General features: G+C 44.8%; 15 protein-coding genes. 2 read left to right on the top strand and 13 right to left on the bottom strand.

The window, feature by feature from the left end:
• Positions 1 to 19: 19 nt before the first annotated feature.
• Both F0220_RS13265 and F0220_RS13260 read right to left on the bottom strand, forming a co-directional pair.
• Positions 20 to 1333, bottom strand: coding sequence for a hypothetical protein (locus F0220_RS13265; protein WP_105598502.1), 1314 nt, complete (start codon positions 1331 to 1333; stop codon positions 20 to 22).
• Between the two features lie 181 nt (positions 1334 to 1514).
• On the bottom strand, positions 1515 to 2564 hold the full coding sequence (locus F0220_RS13260; protein ID WP_091016793.1) for a 2,3-butanediol dehydrogenase: 1050 nt from the start codon (positions 2562 to 2564) through the stop codon (positions 1515 to 1517).
• Between the two features lie 387 nt (positions 2565 to 2951).
• Here F0220_RS13260 and F0220_RS13255 point away from each other — a divergent pair, with 387 nt between their 5' ends.
• Positions 2952 to 3989, top strand: coding sequence for a LacI family DNA-binding transcriptional regulator (locus F0220_RS13255; protein ID WP_105598501.1), 1038 nt, complete (start codon positions 2952 to 2954; stop codon positions 3987 to 3989).
• A 185-nt stretch (positions 3990 to 4174) separates the two neighbouring features.
• Here F0220_RS13255 and F0220_RS13250 read toward each other — a convergent pair whose 3' ends face one another.
• Both F0220_RS13250 and F0220_RS13245 read right to left on the bottom strand, forming a co-directional pair.
• Entirely contained in the window at positions 4175 to 5143 is a 969-nt protein-coding gene (locus F0220_RS13250) for a D-2-hydroxyacid dehydrogenase family protein (protein WP_105598500.1), read from the bottom strand.
• A gap of 159 nt (positions 5144 to 5302) precedes the next feature.
• A complete protein-coding gene (locus F0220_RS13245; protein WP_105598499.1) occupies positions 5303 to 5884 on the bottom strand; it encodes a TetR/AcrR family transcriptional regulator in 582 nt (193 codons plus the stop codon).
• Between the two features lie 286 nt (positions 5885 to 6170).
• Between F0220_RS13245 and F0220_RS13240 the strand changes: the two genes are divergently transcribed.
• A complete protein-coding gene (locus F0220_RS13240; RefSeq protein ID WP_105598498.1) occupies positions 6171 to 7391 on the top strand; it encodes an MFS transporter in 1221 nt (406 codons plus the stop codon).
• A gap of 1 nt (position 7392) precedes the next feature.
• Here F0220_RS13240 and F0220_RS32480 read toward each other — a convergent pair whose 3' ends face one another.
• From F0220_RS32480 to F0220_RS13200, 9 genes are all read right to left on the bottom strand, one after another.
• Entirely contained in the window at positions 7393 to 7554 is a 162-nt protein-coding gene (locus tag F0220_RS32480) for a hypothetical protein (protein ID WP_155985038.1), read from the bottom strand.
• Between the two features lie 14 nt (positions 7555 to 7568).
• Positions 7569 to 8042, bottom strand: a complete 474-nt coding sequence (locus tag F0220_RS13235) for an SRPBCC family protein (RefSeq protein WP_091016800.1) — start codon at positions 8040 to 8042, stop codon at positions 7569 to 7571.
• A gap of 161 nt (positions 8043 to 8203) precedes the next feature.
• Positions 8204 to 9289, bottom strand: a complete 1086-nt coding sequence (locus tag F0220_RS13230) for an HD-GYP domain-containing protein (RefSeq protein ID WP_036608620.1) — start codon at positions 9287 to 9289, stop codon at positions 8204 to 8206.
• Between the two features lie 283 nt (positions 9290 to 9572).
• Positions 9573 to 11408, bottom strand: coding sequence for a UbiD family decarboxylase (locus tag F0220_RS13225; protein WP_105598497.1), 1836 nt, complete (start codon positions 11406 to 11408; stop codon positions 9573 to 9575).
• 214 nt (positions 11409 to 11622) lie between these two features.
• Positions 11623 to 12960 (bottom strand): sensor histidine kinase, encoded by a 1338-nt coding sequence (locus tag F0220_RS13220; protein ID WP_223199937.1) that lies wholly within the window; start codon positions 12958 to 12960, stop codon positions 11623 to 11625.
• Between the two features lie 2 nt (positions 12961 to 12962).
• The gene (locus F0220_RS13215) at positions 12963 to 13631 is read right to left on the bottom strand and encodes a response regulator transcription factor (RefSeq protein ID WP_091016806.1); all 669 of its coding nucleotides are present in this window, start codon (positions 13629 to 13631) and stop codon (positions 12963 to 12965) included.
• 27 nt (positions 13632 to 13658) lie between these two features.
• The gene (locus F0220_RS13210; protein WP_105598495.1) at positions 13659 to 15623 is read right to left on the bottom strand and encodes an ABC transporter ATP-binding protein/permease; all 1965 of its coding nucleotides are present in this window, start codon (positions 15621 to 15623) and stop codon (positions 13659 to 13661) included.
• Positions 15624 to 15818: 195 nt separating this feature from the next.
• A complete protein-coding gene (locus F0220_RS13205) occupies positions 15819 to 17771 on the bottom strand; it encodes an S-layer homology domain-containing protein (RefSeq protein WP_105598494.1) in 1953 nt (650 codons plus the stop codon).
• Between the two features lie 87 nt (positions 17772 to 17858).
• On the bottom strand, positions 17859 to 18917 hold the full coding sequence (locus F0220_RS13200; RefSeq protein WP_105598493.1) for a dockerin type I domain-containing protein: 1059 nt from the start codon (positions 18915 to 18917) through the stop codon (positions 17859 to 17861).
• Between the last annotated feature and the right edge of the window lie 80 nt (positions 18918 to 18997).

Genomic DNA, 18997 nt, shown 5'->3' with positions numbered 1-18997 from the left:
CCATAATCTCCCTTCCAATTTAATTAGCATTCACGGGGATATCATTGCGATTCACTCGAAGCAATTTCCCTGATGAAGTCGATAACACATCCGGATCGGTACCGAGACCAAAGTAGAAGTCACCCTCGTTCTCTTCAAATGACTTGGCATACGTATCCTGACTAAAACGTAAAATCTCATTCCATGTGGTCAGATCCGTGGATTGGTAGACCCGATTGATATATAGATTGGCACTTTGACGCGTGTACGTAAGCACATATACCTTACCATCACGCAACAGCATATCCGTAGGAAGCGCCTTGGCATCTGGCAGATTAACTCGTTTGGCCTGGTTAATATCTGTCATAACATTCAAGGATTTGGGCAGCAGTTGTCCATCATTGAACACCCCTCCCGCTATATAGAGCAACTTATTATTGAAGTTAACATTTTTGCCTATTTTATTATAAGGAATCGTGCCCGTTTGATAGGTTAGTCCAGGTAACATTTTGCTACCATAGATGACAACATCCCGTTTCTCAAGCTTTTCGTTAATCTCCAGAATATTAGTTTTGTCATTCCATATTTTATTGGCAGGATACATCATACCAGATGCATATAACTTGCCATTAAGATGGAACATGGTATAAGCCCGGAAACCAAACGTATTAATGGTAGCATATTTCTGCCAAGTTTCACCTTCATTATGAGAGATTAATATCGTTGGTTTGGAGTCTGTCCCCAGCGCGGCAAACATCTTACCCTGATAAGATGCCAAATCGTATACGTGTACACCCAGCGGCAGATTGCGATATTTGGTCCACACCTCTCCATCCAGACGATAGAAGTTACCCAGTTCCCACTGTTCACTATCAGAATCATTGCCAGGAATATACAACTTATCGTTTAGTACTCTGTAGATATCAATCTGTTCCTCATCCACATACATCTTCGTTAATGGCAAGATGCCCGGGTTGCTGTTAGTCACCGACTGGGTCTTAAATTTCGCATTCGCTGTATCATAATAAATGACTGGAATAGGGCCTGAATTTGGAGCTACGCCCAGATTGCTGCTATTTCCGTGGCCCAAATATATTTTGCTGTTGTACAGTTGCATGTCCCAGACGTTATTAGCATATGGTGTTTTGGTAAAAGGTCTGCCTAGCAGTTCGATCTTCGATGTTACATCCGCTGAACTGATCGGTGCATTCGACACCTTGGCAAGCCCACGTTCCGTCGCAGGGGGTTGACTCGTTGACGTGGTATTTTTCGGCTTGGAGTTTCCCATAAGCATCCAGCTCATTCCTGCGACAATGGTCAAAATTACGGCTGTCCATTTTGTATGTCTCTGCATGTCCGCTTCCTCCTTCATTTTTTCATCATCATTACCTTCACACCAAGATGATACAATTTGTATCTTTTTATACTATGTAAAACCACCCGCACATGCAACAAATTTCGCCCTATTTATACAAAAAAAGTAGACAATCACATCTGCTGATGTGCTGTCTACTTGTTCTTACTCTATGTGATTTCTATTCAGCTTTTACCAAAATCTTAACCTGATTTTTCTCTTTCAACAGTGCTTCAAATCCATGCTCTACCACTTCATCCAACGAAATCCGTTTGGTCACCAGCTTGTCAGCCGGGAAGAAACCTTTATCCATCAGACTGATAACCGCCGGGAAAACATCGCGATAACCAATAATGCCGTTGACCGTCCGCTCTTTCATAACAATAGAGTTCGGGTGAATCGGTGCTTCCTGTTCAAAAATGCTGACGATCATCAACTCTCCACCAATACGTGTTGAATCGATGGCTTGTTGCAGAACACGTGGAACACCGGTTACTTCATAGGCTACGTTAACGCCACCTTGTGTACGCTGATGGATCTCTTCCACGACATTAAACTGCATTGGATCAATCACAATGGCACCGAGTTCTTCGGCTTTTGCTTTCCGTTCATCCGATAACTCCACCACATAAATATCCGACGCTCCCGAAGCTTTCAGCGCTTCGATGACCAGTAGTCCGATTGGGCCTGCACCAAACACGGCTGCCGTATCTCCCACTTTTAGCTTGCTTTGGCGCACAGCGTGAAGTGCTACAGCTGAAGGTTCAACCAATGCACCTTGCTCATACGAGATTGAATCCGGAATGGCATGTACCATGTTTTCTGCAGCAGTTACATACTCGGAGAATCCTCCTCCGCCTCCAGCGAGTCCAAGGAAACCCATTTTATCACACAGATTGTATTTGCCTTGTTTACAAGCTTCGCAGTGTCCACATGCATAGATCGGTTCTACAACTACACGATCGCCTGCCTTGAAACGTGTAACGCCTTCGCCTACCTCAACCACCTGTCCTGAGAATTCATGCCCCATGACTACAGGCGCTTGTTCCCCTGTTAGCGGATGTGGTGCTTGAGCCGGAATGAAAATCGGACCCGCTGTGTACTCATGCAAGTCACTGCCGCAGATGCCGCACCATTCCACTTTTATTTTGACCTTCCCTTCTTCAGGGTGAGGTTCATTAATATTCTCCAGACGTAAATCTTTGACTCCATGCCAACGTAATGCTTTCATTCATTTCATCTCCCAGATCATAATATATGATATAATCGGAAACGTTTCCGTAAATTAAATATGTCACATTTTAGATACGCTGTCAAACATATTTCTCCACTAATATGTCTATTTCGTGATCATATCGGGTTTAATTAAGAACGCTTACACTTTTATTAAAGTTAATTTAGCGGTATTGTTTAACCGGTGTAATCCAAGTTATTAAGATATATCCTGACAAATAATATTGCAGACGGAATGAAATATAATCATACTTCGGCATAAATGTGGTCCAATCACGGGATACTTCATGGCTCAAATGTTATAATTAAGTTATATACTTATCGTGAAGTGCATACATATCCCTAAATATTCGGAATCGTTTCCGATAAAGTGAGGTACCGTACATTGAGGAAAGAACAGAAACTGACGATCAAAGATGTGGCTGAGCGTGCCGGCGTGGGCATCGCTACCGTATCCCGGGCCATCAACAATTCAGAAGGCATAAGCATTAAAACACGAGATAAGGTGATGAAGGCCATTGAAGAACTGGGTTTTGTACCCAACACCTCCGCACAGAGTCTGAAAATCCGGCAAACGCACCAGATCGCGCTCGTTGTGCCCGACATACGTAACGCCATTATTCCGGATATTTCCTGGTCTGTTGAGCAAACGGCGAAGCAGCACGGGTACCATGTCGTTCAGATTAACACGGCAGGCAATGCCCGAACCGAGTTGGAAACGATACGTAATGTAAAAAAATTGCATGTAGATGGATTGATCTTCATGCCTCTGGCCTATCCCAAAACGTTACCGGGACTGATTGATAAAGCCCCGCTCCCCATCTCTATGATTAACTACGGCAAGAAACTGGAACCCGGAATGAGGGCAGATATCGTCTCTCTGTCTCAACCTGAAGGCAAACTGGTGATGGAACATCTGTTCAAAATCGGCCGGACTCGAATCGCTTATGCAGGAGCACCGAAGGACATTATTGAAGAGCGCTTCCGTGCTTATGAGCAAGCTGTAGGCCATGTGGACATTTCTCTCGTCTACTTTGGTGAGGACTTTTCATTGAATACTGGTGCCAATGCTGCAGATTATTTCTACGGACTTACGCATATGCCAGATGCAGTCTATGCCATTAATGATATGGTTGCCATCGGATTGGTTAATCGGTTCAAGGAGTTAGGGGTTCGTGTACCTGAAGATGTGGCTGTTGTGGGTGTGGATAATAATCAATGGACGACCGTCACGTCTCCTCAGATTAGTTCCGTGTCCATTATGGGCGAAGAAGTCGCCAGACTTGCTACCGAGCTGTTGTTAAAACGAATTCGGGAGATGAATACGACCGATTACGAACACATCCAATTTGAACCACGCTTAATCGTTCGTGAATCAAGCGTTGCCATGATTCATTCCTCCCAGCGAGGACAACACAATTAAATTTGTTTTGGTGAGGGGATGGGTCGGTAGGAAAGAATATATTTTACGAATATCCCTTTATGCGGTGTCCTGCTACATAGATATACTAAAAAGGTGTTGCTCAGGTCTAACTCTCTCCTGGCAGCACCTTATTTGTCGTTGATTCTATATAACTGTAGCAGAGTCATACTCCGCATACGTTTATTCTAAGAAAGCAGTTGCCTGATCGGTGTTCCCTTCAGGAACATCTCTATATTTCCCACGACATGATTATAATAGATCTCATAATTGCCGCGAGTCACATAACCCAGATGCGGTGTGGCCAGAACGTTGGGCAATGTGCGCATCACATGGTTAACCGGCAGCGGTTCCTGCTCATATACATCCAGACCTGCACCAGCAATCACACCACTCTGCAATGCCTCTACCATAGCTTCCTGATCGACAATGCCCGCTCGCGACGTATTGATGAGTAGCGCACTCGATTTCATTTGTTGAAATTCGGCTTGTCCGATCAGATTCCGCGTACGATCACTTAATACCAGATGAATGGATACGATGTCACTCTGTGCAAGCAATTGCTCCTTGGTCTCGGACCAGATGACACCATGTTTTTCGGCTTTCTCTTGTGTTAGATTCTCACTCCAGGCCATCACATTCATGCCAAATGCTTGTGCAATCTCAGCCATGCGAGTGCCTATCTTGCCCAAACCCAGCAATCCAAGTGTTCTCCCATACAAATCCAACCCTACAGTGCTCTGCCAGTTTCGGTTAGAGCGAAGTGCATTATTTTCCGTAACCAGTTGTCTGGACAGCCCCAGAATTAGTGCCCATGTAAGCTCCGTCGGCGGATTAGAGCTTCCCTCGGTTCCACACACAATGATCCCTTTTTGCTCCGCAGCCTTAAGGTCTATGGACGCATTGCGCATTCCACTTGTAATCAGAAGTTTTAGCTTAGGGAGCTGCGAAATAACCCTCTCCGGAAATGGTGTACGTTCCCGCATCAGGACCACAATATCGAAATCTTGCAATTCCTGAATGACTTTTTCTTCCGAGCCCATATAGTTGTTGAATGTCTGAATCTCCACCCGATCCATCAACGAACTCCAGTCTGCCGACGTCAACGCAACGTTCTGATAGTCATCCAAAACGGCACAGCGCAACTTCGTATTCATCCCTGATCTCCTCCTATATCTGCTCAAGTCTTAACTGTATTGTAGCAACTCCGGCCTGATCTGCCCAATGCCCTCAGACACAGATAAGAGAAGGGAAACAACTTCCATCATCCTTGTAAAATGAGGTGCTCTGCATCAATTTCATAAGTATCATTCCGATTATTGTAACAAAGACAGCGTAACCTGGATACTCTGCTCTACAAACAAGCGGTCCGGTCCTGATTTCATCAGTACAGTCAGTCCAATCATGGATACTACCAAAGACTGTGCGACCGCATTTGCGTTCATGTCAGTAGACAACTCCCCGCTCTGTTGCCCTCGTTCTATCGTTTCTTTGAAAAGAACACCCAGGTACATCTGATGCTCCCGTGTAAGGACAGCGAATTTGGGATCATGTGGAGCCAGCTCAACCATCGTATTAATGCAAAAACAGCCGTGACTGGGCTCGTTTATACTTCCCTCTGCTCCTATATGTTCAAACAGCCCACGAAAGGCCTCTCGCACCGTGGAGCCCTGTTGAAGTCTGACTCTGACTTGAGCCGCATGCTGAGTGGTATACCTGCGAAGTGCTGTTTCAAATAATTCCTTTTTATCGCCAAAAGCCGCGTAAAGACTGGGACGTTGTATGCCCATTGCGGTCGTCAAGTCATTTAAAGATGCCGCTTCGAACCCTTTGTCCCAAAACGTATGCATCGCTGCATCAAGTGTTTTATCCGTATCAAATTCCCGTTGTCTAACCATACAATTCACCTCTTTATGTATCGATCAGTATGTTTATATTGTAATCTCACTCTTATTACAAAGTCAAAACCTAATAACAGAAAAGGAGTTTTTAGCTATAAATGAATCGAAAAAAATCAGGAATACAAGCGATCTCATGGTTATTTTATCGTCGTATTCTATGGGTAAATAATCTTCAGTTTAACCCTCACCCAATTCTCTGTTGACAGAATTCACGCAAATAAAGTATGGTTATCCCGAAACATAACATACCGATCAGTACATAAAAGAAAGGTGACAACTACTCATGCAAACTTCTTCTCCAGATGCACAATTATCCAATAAGGATCGTCCTGCCATGTCACGGTTAGTTGCTCTTCTTTTCGCCGTGTGCAGCGGACTTGCGGTCGCCAATATTTATTACGCTCAGCCTTTGCTGGACTCCATCGCTCAAGAATTCAGCCTCTCTCCATCATCCATAGGGATTGTCATCACAGTGACTCAAATATGTTATGCCTTGGGGCTGTTCCTTCTTGTTCCGCTTGGTGACCTCTTAAATCGCCGCATGCTGATCATCATTCAAATGCTCTTATCCGTGCTTGCACTGGTTCTCGTAGGAACCGCACAATCCAGTTCACTTTTATTCACGGGCATGGCTGTCGTTGGTTTGTTAGCCGTCATAACGCAAACGCTCGTTGCATTTGCTGCACACTTGGCAGCCCCTTCCGAACGTGGTCGTATTGTCGGGTTGGTAACCAGCGGAATCGTCATTGGCATTTTGCTTGCACGAACGGTTGCAGGTACGCTGAACGATTGGCTCGGGTGGAGATCGGTGTATCTCTTCTCCGCGAGCCTTACATTACTCGGAATTGTCGCCTTATTTTTTGTTCTCCCAAGGCAGCAATCCCCACAAATGAAACAAAGCTATATCCAATTACTCGGTTCCGTCTTGCAACTGTACCGTGAGTTGCGTGTGTTACGAGTACGAGGTGTGCTGGCAATGCTGATTTTTACAGCCTTCAGCATCTTGTGGACTTCCATGGTTCTGCCACTAAGTAGCCCTCCACTGTCCCTGTCTCATACGGTCATAGGTGCATTCGGTCTGGCTGGAGCGGCTGGAGCACTGGCTGCCGCCCGTGCAGGTAAACTCGCCGATCGGGGCCTTGGGCAGAAAACAACCGGTGTCGCCCTTGTCATTCTGCTCTTGTCCTGGCTGCCCATCGGTTATGTCCATCATTCCCTCTGGTTCCTGATCCTGGGTGTTATCCTGCTTGATCTCGCCGTGCAGGCCGTACATGTTACCAACCAGAGCCTGATCTACGAAGTTCGCCCCGAAGCACAGAGCCGCCTGACGGCAGCTTATATGATCTTTTATTCCATCGGCAGTGCAACCGGCTCCATCGTTTCTACCCAAGTGTATGCATGGGCGGGCTGGACAGCCGTATGCTGGTTAGGTGCTGGCGTTAGTGCAGCAGCCCTTGTGTTTTGGATGATCGATCGTTATATGCATCGGAATCTCGATCGTTGAATTAGTCCAGTTTATTCCACACTACAATAAAGAGGGTTGCCAACGGACCAAATAACAGGGAAATCAGAAACCAGTTCCGACCACTTCTGTTTTTTCCCTGAGCCAGTCCGGCATTAATCAAGGCAAGTGTGCCCCAACCTACAAAATATTCATTATCCATCAAACGTCTTCTCTCCTTTATCCGTTTAATTCCGGCTGCTGCTCAAGTATCACTTTGAGTTTACGATTACGACTCTCCAGAAATGCCAGCATATATCTCTTCAGCACAAGGCGCTCCGTTGCCCATCCCAACAATCCAAATGGCGCTTCAAATCGAAGTGTGTCTCTCATGCAAGTCATTTGATCTCCGCATTCGCTAAAATGATGTTCATGTCGCATGCTCTTGAAAGCCCCTTTCTCCATCTGATCCACAAAGAGGAACGGTCGTTCAAACTGCACAATTCGGGACTTCAACTTCTGTCTGATACCAAAATGAGTAGCCTGAAATGTAACTGTATCCCCTGCTCCAATTCTTCCTGTGGTTACTCCTGCGACTGCTCGCTCTCGCGTATGTTGCCAGACGGTCTGAGTATGTATATTAATATCCCGGGCATAGTCAAAGCACCGTTCAATCGAGGCATGTATCGTAATCTCGGTAGTCACTTCAATCATGGCGATCGCTCCTTGGCAGGAAAAATAAGGTCTTTGCAAAGTATACGCTTGCTTTCTTGGTCGAACAACACATTTAGCATGATATAACAAAAAACGGGTCCCCTGTCTTCGTACAGGAGGCCCGTTCTCAATATAAGTAAGGAATACAGATCATAATTAGATTAAATAAGCAATTCATCAATGGCAAGCGTACGCTCTTTGGAGAGATCTCGATATTCTTCAGACTCCACTTTGATGAGTGGTTTGAAAATATCAGATGTATTGTTCATGACAATAACTCCTTTTTCTCCATTGCTGAGCAATACCTGTTTCCCGATGAAATTAGGAAGCAAATGTTGCATCAATGCCTGAACCGGTTTTTCATTCAATTTACCAAATCCCATTCCATAGATATCTCTAAGGTTGTTGATCAGATTTGGATTGCTGCCTCCGTGGTTCCCGGATCTCATGCCTATATAGATATCCGCTACAGATACAATCTGGGTATATGGATGAATTTCACTTTTCTCAAGTTGCATCGGATAACCCGACCCATCTTCCCGCTCGTGATGTTGCAGAGCAACCAGTGCTGTCGCTTCATCCGTCATCGAATTTTTGATAATTTCATGACCATATATCGTGTGACGCCGCATTTCAAGCTGCTCATCAGCCGTCAACGGTTCTGTTTTGTTCCGAATCCGGTGGGAAACTTTACACTTTCCAATGTCATGCAGATAACCACCGCGACTAATCTGATAACTCTCCTTCTGAGAATATCCAAGCCAATTCGCAAGGTAGAAGGACAACAATCCTACCTGGATTGAATGTGTATAGTTATTGACGTCATCCCGCTCCAGCATCATCAGGAGATGAACGACATCTTTCTGCTCATCCAGTCCTTCAACCATCGGTTGCAGTGCATCATCCACCATGGTGGCGTTGAACTTGCCAACGGTCAGAGCTTCGAGAAAAGCATTTTGATAATTATGTACAGTCTGAATAAATTGGGACTTCAGCTCTTCTTCAGGCGGTTCTTCCTTCGTAGTTATCCCGGAAGCGTGCTTGGCGGCTGCAGCAAAAAATTCTGCTTCAGTGATTTCCTCTTCGCGTGATTCAATATCTACATAATCTACACGGTGCTGCATAAGCAAGGTGATATCCTCACCTTTGATCACAGTTCCCTTCCCGAGAACGTGTAATCCTGCATCGCTGAATGTATCCGCAGTTAGACGGTCTCCGTCTTGCAGGTTCATAATATGGATTCTCAAATCGGTATTCCCCCTGAACAATTCATTATAGTAACAGCACCCAACGGAACGGGGCCACAAAAATACCTATACTTCTTTATATCGTTATAATTCTTCATTTCATACATAGTTCAAACGACCTTAATCACAATGGTAAATACGAACGTCTAAGACTTTATCCTCACTCCAATATCTATATTAGTCCCGGTTTTAAACTTTCACACACTTTTATGCCTCATTGCCGTATCAGAGTAAGCCAAAGAAGTTCAAACGCTCCGTTTGAACTTCTTCAAATCATCTCAAATTAGATTTTGATCGAACCCAGACTAGCACCTTTAACAAAAAATCGTTCAATGCTCTTCTCGACCGAAGCATCGGGAATCAGCGGCGGTGCCTGATGGGGTTTGGTACGTGCATCAATAATCACCTGATCACAACCCCAATGCTTGTGGTCATACCCGCTGTTAACCCCATACATGTCATGTGAAGGGTTGCTGCGAGTAAAGGTTGCCCATAAGAAGTTGCTGAGGTTAGCACTCAGGAACGAACTGTCGTCACATAGAATGATCATCGGACACGAGTCCAGGCCTCCCTGTTCTTTCAATAGAGATGTGAATGCTTGCATCTCCTGTGCTGTATTCGCATAACTCGTAAAGGCCGATGTCTGGATCGAAACAATACCCGGCATGATGAGCTGTGGATTCTCATAACCACGAATGTTTTTCAAAGACCCCGGCACTTCCGTGCACAACTCTCGAACCTTGTCGCCATATGCTGCAAAAACAACTTTGCTGCCGCTGTTCAGTCCTGTACCCGAGTAATCCAAAGTATCAATCGTCGTATGGGTATGGAAATGAATATCCCGCTGCATATCCATACGCTCCAAGATATAGGTTAGGAATTCAACTTCCTTGTGGGTATCCAGAGGTTGCCGATCCTCAGCAGTAATAAACAGGTACTTCGCCAGACTGAGCTGACCCGTACCCAAAATGCGATTAGCAATCGTGAGCAACTCTGTCGGCTGCTTCACCGCCTGATACGGCGTGTAACGTTCACTGCCGATTGCAAACAGCAATGGATGGACCCCTGCCGCATCGACCGCATGCACTTCTTTGACACCAGGAATCTCCTGTTTAATCGCGTCTCCAGTAATCTCATGAATCAAATCACCAAAAGCCGTATCCTCTTGCGGTGGTCGACCAACAACCGTAAACGGCCAGATAGCATTAGGTTTGGCATAGACTTTATGCACACGCATTAGCGGGAATTCATGTGTCAGACTGTAATAACCCAGATGATCCCCGAACGGACCTTCGGGTTTTGTCTCTCCTGGATAGATATCACCCGTGATGACAAAATCAGCATCGTTACTGATGCAATACCCGTCCTTGTAACTGTACCGGAAGCGACGTCCGGCGAGCAAACCGGCAAATGTCATCTCACTGAGTCCTTCAGGCAGAGGCATAACCGCTGAGAGTGTATGTGCTGGTGGACCCCCAATGAAAATGCTGACTTTCAGTGGTTCTCCTTTTTTGACCGCTTTGGCTTGATGTATACCAATTCCGCGATGAATCTGATAGTGTAATCCAATTTCTTTGTTCATTTCAAAATCATTGCCATTCAGTTGAACCCGGTACATCCCCAAGTTTGAATTCATGATGCCTGGTTTGTCCGGATCTTCCGAATAAACCTGTGGTAACGTCACAAATGCCCCACCGTCCATAGGCCAGTGTTTGATGAGCGGCAGATCCGAGATTTGAATCTCTTGCGCGGACACCGGCAGGCTAATAGATTTCTGTTTTGGCAGCGCCTGCCAAGCAGCAAGACCTGTTTGGACATGCTGAAATGGCGTCTTAAGCGCCTTCATGGGATCGTCACGAACTGCCATGACCCGTTGTACGCCTTCCAGCGTACCGCGGAACATGAACTTGCTTCGTTCCACCGTGCCGAACAGATTGGATACGGCCTGGAACTTTGAGCCTTTTACATTTTCGAATAACAACGCCGGGCCTTTAGCCTCGTGCACTTTCATGTGGATCGCTGCCATCTCCAGATGAGGATCAACCTCTTCTTTGACCCGAATCAAATGACCATGCTGCTCCAGATCGTTAATACAATCTTCCATATTGCGATATTTCATTGGATGGCTCCATTCTGTGTATGATAAATTGATTAAGTTCATAGATTCACATAACGTCTCTTCTATTTTATCAAATGATCCACTGCTAAACAAAACTATATGTGAAATTTTGTCGCGAATACAGATATCAAAAAAAGCAATCTGGCAGCCATCTGAATCCCTGAACGCAAAGGGACCGATTGTTTCCATATTGCTCTCTCTGTTTTGGCTTGCCTTAAGATGTAGGTGTAATGGTCGATCTGGGAATCGTGACCATAAACTGCGTACCTTTTCCCACTTCGCTCTCTACATCAATGGTACATTGATGCAATTTCAAAATTTTAATCACAATGGACAACCCTAACCCATTGCCTCGAAGCGAGCTGCTTCGCGCTTTGTCCACCATGTAGAATCGATCAAAGATATACGGAAGTGCTTCCTCAGGTATACCTTGTCCAGAATCTCTAATCACTACCTTCACGAATGAAGATGTCGTCTCAATCTCGACATGAATGGTACCCTCAGGACCGGTGTATTTGATGGCATTGTTTATTAAATTCTGCCAGACCTGATCGAACAAATCTTTGTCCACCGTGATCTCACAGGGCAACAAGTCCAGTTCGATCTCGATGTCCTTCTGCGCCCACTGCGGCTCTGCCAGTAAAATCGCCCTTCTTAATTGTTCATCTACCTGGAATGTGGTGAAATGAACCGGATGATGCTCTGAATCCAGCGAGGCTAGCCGGAGCAGATTATCACTGAGCCTCGATAAGCGCAGCGTTTCCTCATAAATAATATCCAAATGCTCTTTCTGCTCTTCTAATGGAATAACACCATCTTGTAAGGCTCTGGTAAATCCCCTGATCGAAGTGAGCGGAGACTGCATTTCATGAGAGACGTTGCTGACAAAGTCATCACGAACCGAATCGATTTTTTGCAACTCACTGGCCATATGATTAAAGCTCTCCATCAGTTCCCCAAACTCATCCTGATTATTATGTTTCAACCGAACCGACAGGTCACCTGACGACATCTCCTTCGCTGCAACCGTTAATCTCTTAATTGGTTTCACAATGTACCCGGACATGAACAGGATCAGTAGGCTGCCAATGACCAGTACTGTTAATAGTGAAGTTAAGAGCGTGTTTCGCAGTGTATGAAAAAGAGAGGAGAAATCACTTTGAATCAGAAATGTGCCGTTCCCGTCGTTTGTTCCGGGAACACCTATGGTCGCAATGCCATCTTTACTGGACATGAACATGGCATCGGTTGTCCCGGCCTCGAATAACGAATGAACTTTATCCTCTGGCAAGGAAGACAACACGTCACTTTGTTCATTCACGGGCGTGATATTCAAGCCATAGCGGGCAAAAATACCCAAGCTAGATTTCACTTTTTCCGGATCATCAATCAGGTTAATCATTGTAGCGATGTCTTCAGCAAAGGTAACCATAAAACGATTCGGCGCCTTTTCGCGGGACCCGTTATTGATCATAAAGGAGAGAATTAAACTCACCAGAACAATCCCGATAAACGTAGCTACAATTCGAAGTCGCAGGCTCTTCCTCAACATGTTCATGTCCGCTCCAGACGATATCCAAGTCCTCTTATCGTTGAGATCACTAGCTCAGGTACAGGTTCAAGCCGTTCCCTTAACCGTTTGATATGCACGTCGACCGTACGCTCATCGCCTTCATAATCGATGCCCCATAGATCATCTATAAGCTGTGTACGTGTGAATATTTTCCCTGGCGAACTCGCCAGAGAAAATAACAATTCACATTCCTTCTTTTTCAATTCGATGGTTTGTCCGTCCGCAACGACCATCAAATTGCCCAAATCAATCGTTACACCGCTGATCTGAATGATATTTGATGAACTTTTGTTATATCGTTTCAATAACGATTTCACACGCAGGATTAACTCCACAGGATCAAAAGGTTTAACCAGGTAATCGTCTGACCCGGCATTAAATCCTCTGACTTTGTCCTTGGATTCTCCCTTGGCTGTCACCATCAGGATCGGAATATCCAGATAAGACCGGATATCTTCCGTCAGTTCAATGCCGTCGATTCTCGGCATCATTACATCCACAATTGCCAGGTCAACTTTCGTATGAGAGAGAAGATCTAACGCCTCTTGACCGTCTGCTGCTTCCAGCACGGAAAATTGATTCTTTTCAAGATAGATTCGGATTAATTTGCGGATATGGGAATCATCGTCAACCACCAGAATCGTGTTCATGTAACCCTATCCTTTCCGCCATTGGTTTTATTCGTATCGCAAGGATTCCATCGGGTCCAGCTTCGCCGCTTTTGATGATGGCATCAAACCGGCCACGATACTAATCGCCGTACTTACCACGAGACCAAACAAGATGTAATATCCAGAGAGATTAATCAGTTTTGCTCCAAACGCATTGTCCAGAAGTATATTTAACACATAACTTATGATCACTGCAAAGATTACAGCAATAATACCACTAAATATGCCTAATAAGGCAGATTCGGAGAAGAATATTCGTTTGATATCCTTCTTTCTTGCTCCAATCGCCCGCAGTATCCCGATCTCTTTCGTCCGTTCCACGACACTAATATAGAGTACAACCAGTATCATAATACCGGATACGATCAACGAAATGCCTGCAATACCCGCGAGTACAATGGAAGCCATACTTACATATGTAGTGATATTCTCCATGACCTTGGCCATTTGAGAGCCTGCGAAACCAGCATCCACAGCAGCTTCATTGATATCATTTACATATTTCATATCGGTTGCATAGGCGTTAACTTGAATTGGCCCGATTGTTATTCCTTTGTCCGCATACATTTGCTCCAACGTCTCTGATGAAATGTATCCCGGGGATTGTTGCATTGGAGATCGTTGATCTGCGGCTTCATAGATCCCTGAGATCGTTACTTCTTTCTCCAAGGTCACTGGTTTATTATTACTATCCATCTCATTGATATATAGAAACACAGACTTGCCGATCATGGAATCAGCTTGGTCATTTCCGCTTAATTTATTCGCCGTATCGAGGGGTAACAATATCTCATTTTCTGCCGGGAGAACCCCCGTTGTCATCAGTGCTGGATCAAAAGCATCCGTTAATGTCGTTAACTGTGTGAGTCCTACACTTTGTTTTTCATTCACCATAGTGGATTTGCCTGTAATAGTTGTAATTGTCTCTACATGATCCACATTAGGAAAATTGCGGATCGTCTCAACATCAGCTTCGGTAAAAGGTTCACCTGGTGCCATCAAGGCCTCAGGACCTTGCATGTCCTTGGCTTCTTCACTCGGCTTGGTTATATCCACGAGCAAAGGGTCCATACTTGAATTGATTTCGTCATTCATATACGTCGTTATACCATTCCCCAAGGAGAGCATCAGGAGTACACTTAATATACCTATCGATCCACCCAATGCTACCAGAACATTACGCTTGGCGTTGAGTTTCATATTCTTGAGTGCCATCTTGAACGAAGCAAGCAAGCCCAGGCTCCGGGAAGAACCCTGACCACTCTCGTAAACAGCCGTAGAAGGATCTTTCAGGTGAATATCGTCACTAATGCGCCCCTCTTCAACCTTCACAATCCGTGTACCGGAGTCAGCGACCTTCTGCGAGTGAGTTACGGCAATCACCAGCATTCCTTTTTTGGCTATACTGTCGAGCAGAGCGAGGATTTGATCTCCGTTTTCCCTATCCAGAGCACCCGTTGGTTCATCTGCAAGAATAATATCCGGATTGTTGGATAACGCCCGTGCGATGGAAACCCGTTGCTTCTGACCGCCAGATAACTGGTTGGGACGTTTGTTCAGATGATCCTTCAGCCCGACCTCTGTCAAAATATCAACAGCACGTTGGTTGCGATCCTTCTCATTGGTATCCGTCATTTGCATCGCAATCGTCACATTTTCGAGGACAGACAGATGCGGGATCAGATTGAAATTTTGAAAGACAAAGCCGATGTTATTCTTCCGATAATCATCCATTTCTTTCTCGGTCATGGAACTTAAGTTCTTGCCACGAACAACAACGTCCCCTTCATAATCGGAGTCCATGCCACCAATGATATTCATCAGCGTTGACTTACCGCAGCCAGATTCGCCAAGGATGGAGACAAATTCCCCTGTCTCAAAACTTAAGTTCAAACCGTGGAGTACCGGAACTCTTTCTTTTCCATATAAGGTGTAGGATTTCTTCACATTTTTAACTTCTAGTATTTTCATATGGATCTCTTCCTCTCCTGATCAAGCACAATATCTATCTATTTGATGTTCATATCGTAACAAATCAGTATGAACTGATAATGAACTGGACCATTGCACCTATAAGAGGTTGTTCAAAAGAACTATATACAAAAAAGCACCTACAACTTCCTTGAAATAAATCATTTCAAGGAAGTGTAGGTGTCCAAAATTTGATTAGATTAGTCCAGCTTTTGCAAGTAACCTTTTCACAATCGCGGCTGACTGTGCACGACTAATGTCTGCATCTGACATCAGTTTGCCATCAGCACCTTGTACCAGCTCTTGTTTAATTGCCGATGCAACCGGCTCTGCTGCCCATGCTTGTACTTTAGCGCTATCGCTGTATGTGCTCAGCAGACTTGTTGTCTCTGAAGCATCGGCCTGTGCCAGACCGACCAGTTTCATCGCACGTGATACAATGGTCAGCGCTTCAGCACGAGAAATTTCGCTGTTCGGACGGAAGCTGTCATCAGCATAACCTGAGATCAGGCCGTAGGACACTGCCGTCTGAACCTCACCCTCATACCAGCTGCCAGTCTTCACATCTGTGAACGATGCCGCTTCTGTGCTAATCGGGGAGTGCAGACCCAAACCTCTTAACAGAACAGCCGTAAACTCTGCCCGCGTAATACTCCGGTCTGGCGCAAACACGTTCTCACCAGTACCTTGTACGATCAGACGGGATGCCAGATCCTGTACGTCATCCCGACTCCAGTGACTCGTGACATCACTGAATGTTGTCGGGTGATAGATCAAGGCGTAAGTACTGTTCGTCAAGCTGTTAATAACAGCAGAATCATGTCCATTGCCTTTGATAACCTTAGTCGGCACGTGCAGAAGGCTGCCATCAGGCTGAAGCACAACACCAGTCGTGATCTTTGAACCATCCACTCCCTCTGGCAATGTGATGGAGCGCTCTACATAAGAGTTGAAACGATCCACATTAACTTGTTGTCCATTCCAGATGGCTTTTACTTCAAAATCAACTGGAGCTGCAACGACCGAAGTATTTTGCATCTTATCCACTGCGGCCTGAATGGCTGATTGCTTGGATGTGGCACTAGGTGCAATAGCGATTTGAATGGTGATATCTTCCATTGGAACAGTGCTTCCAAATTGGTTCAGAACCTGATCAATCTGAATCTGATTTGCCGGGAGAGTGTACGTACCACTGTCTGTCTGAATGACAACTTCGGCATTACTTCCTTCCATCGTTTTAACCAATTTGCCGTTCAGTTCGCCAACGACCGCACCCTTGCCAGTACCTGTAATCGGTAGCAGAAGCGTTCTTAGTCCACTTCCAATCTGATTGATGACTTTGTCATTATCCACGTGAACAGTAGTGGTAACCAGATTGTTTACCGTTGATGTGGTAGCCGATGCAGATTGTTCCTGTTTCTGTCCGTTGACATAGATGTCTACACCTTTGTTTACCGCCGGAGTCGATGGAACAGGGGTAATGACAGGGGAGGTTGGCGATACACTTCCTCCTCCTCCACCCGAAGAGTTACCAGGATTCGGTGTAGGTGTCGAACCAGAATTGTCACCACCTGAGTTTGCTGCTGTAATTGTGATTGTTCCACCGGACAATTCAGTGTAGCTCTGATGTTCCACATTCGTAAAATGCCAATGTTCTGAATCCGTTTGATCTACGGATAGCTGTTTCGTTCCAGGCGTCGCGTTGCTTTTGGCTTTGATCTCCATATCAAATAATTGGGTTTCATCTACAATTGAATGGTCACCCCCGGTAAAATCGACCCATATGATTCGAACCCAGCCTTCCGCACTGTTAATTTCGTACTGAAAATCTGCTACACCATCTTCATTTGGGGATGTGGTGATGGCGTTGATCGATTTAGGAGTGATCCGAACAATTTCCAGTGCAGACGTATCATAATCAATCTGCATATTATAAGCTTTCACCCCGAAATATGACTTCTTCAATGCAACGGGTACATGAACGGTCTGCCCTGCTTGTACGCTTACATTTGCAAATTGTACTTGTGCTGGTTCTACCGGTTCTGCCCCAGCTATACTCGGGAATACCAGAGACGAGAGTAGCGTCAGTGCGATAAGACCTGACATTGTTCTTCTGATTCTTGGACGTTTCTTTTTCGGTTGAAACATGTATTAGCCTCCATGTCTGTATCAATTGGAATGATGGTATCGATTGAAAAAAATATTGTTATTCGTTATCTAAAATAAAAATATGAATTAATCAAGGCGTTGTATTTTTTCTTTTCCAACAATGTATACTTTTCTAGGCTCCGTATTCGAGTCCCAAGTGGACTGAGTAATAACTTCGAGCACAAGATAATAACCTTCGTCCTCATCTTTAACGGTATACTTTGCTCCTGTTTCCCCCTCGATTGGCACCATATCTTCTCTCGAAGCTTCCGTTGCGCGGTACCACTGGTAAGAAGGAGTATTAATGTAATCATTGTAATCAATATCCATTATATAATGACTAACGCCAATTTCATTTCCAATTAACATGGCATTCTTCAATTCACCATTTAGTACATACGGCGCATCATCTACTTGTTTAAAGGTCAACACATAGTCATTGTTTTTTCCACCAAGTGTTTTGCCTTTGTATCCTATTAACAAAGCATCCATGTCCCCCAGAGTGGGTTCCATATTACGATCCACATCCATTCGGTTCATCTCTACATAAGAAAAGCTGCGGCGAGTCATCATGTTACGAAGATAATTGAAAAGGTCAGCTGCATCCAAAGAATTCACTTTCCCGTCTGCATTTACATCCCCTTTTTTACTAATGTAAAGTTCAATGTTATCCGTAACCGTTTCTGGTGCACCAGAGATCATATAATTTGCTTTCAATTCGATGTTGATTATGCCGCTTTGGCGAGGAATAACCACCAATGTACTGATAGGCGTTTGCGTATTCTCATCTTGTCTCGTTTCTACATAAGTCTCAGCTATATTGCTATCACTTGAGATAGCTGTGAGCGTACTATACTCATCGGATCGAAAATGTGTACTTAGATTGATTCTGACGATATTATTGATGGTTACCTCGATAGGCACATCGGACACAAAAGAAGGATTATTTTCTTCCGATGAATAACTAAACCAGTTGATGCCATCGTTAAGAACTGGTCGTGAAATGTTTATTACCGGACCAATTGCACCTGCGTCAGCCTGCGGGAGCGTTCCACCTATAGGCAGTGCAATACCCAATCCGAGCGCAGTCAACATGCTTTTTTTCAATATCGGCTTAAGCCGTTTTTTGTTTTGTTTCCCCTTCAATTCATGTTCCTCCTCGTATACATTTCTAATTTGAACAACTACACGCTCAGTATAACGAGTCATTCTGAACCAATTCTGAA

The sequence above is a fragment of the Paenibacillus sp. 37 genome (assembly GCF_008386395.1).
Lineage (GTDB): Bacteria > Bacillota > Bacilli > Paenibacillales > Paenibacillaceae > Paenibacillus > Paenibacillus amylolyticus_B.
This window is presented reverse-complemented; position numbering and strand designations above follow the sequence as displayed.

Excerpts from the sequence above, each read along its gene's own strand:
- F0220_RS13265 (WP_105598502.1), bottom strand. The coding sequence starts at position 1,333 with ATGCAGAGACATACAAAATGGACAGCCGTAATTTTGACCATTGTCGCA.
- F0220_RS13260 (WP_091016793.1), bottom strand. The coding sequence starts at position 2,564 with ATGAAAGCATTACGTTGGCATGGAGTCAAAGATTTACGTCTGGAGAAT.
- F0220_RS13250 (WP_105598500.1), bottom strand. The coding sequence starts at position 5,143 with ATGAATACGAAGTTGCGCTGTGCCGTTTTGGATGACTATCAGAACGTT.
- F0220_RS13245 (WP_105598499.1), bottom strand. The coding sequence starts at position 5,884 with ATGGTTAGACAACGGGAATTTGATACGGATAAAACACTTGATGCAGCG.
- F0220_RS13240 (WP_105598498.1), top strand. The coding sequence starts at position 6,171 with ATGCAAACTTCTTCTCCAGATGCACAATTATCCAATAAGGATCGTCCT.
- F0220_RS13235 (WP_091016800.1), bottom strand. The coding sequence starts at position 8,042 with ATGATTGAAGTGACTACCGAGATTACGATACATGCCTCGATTGAACGG.
- F0220_RS13225 (WP_105598497.1), bottom strand. The coding sequence starts at position 11,408 with ATGAAATATCGCAATATGGAAGATTGTATTAACGATCTGGAGCAGCAT.
- F0220_RS13220 (WP_223199937.1), bottom strand. The coding sequence starts at position 12,960 with ATGTTGAGGAAGAGCCTGCGACTTCGAATTGTAGCTACGTTTATCGGG.
- F0220_RS13215 (WP_091016806.1), bottom strand. The coding sequence starts at position 13,631 with ATGAACACGATTCTGGTGGTTGACGATGATTCCCATATCCGCAAATTA.
- F0220_RS13210 (WP_105598495.1), bottom strand. The coding sequence starts at position 15,623 with ATGAAAATACTAGAAGTTAAAAATGTGAAGAAATCCTACACCTTATAT.
- F0220_RS13205 (WP_105598494.1), bottom strand. The coding sequence starts at position 17,771 with ATGTTTCAACCGAAAAAGAAACGTCCAAGAATCAGAAGAACAATGTCA.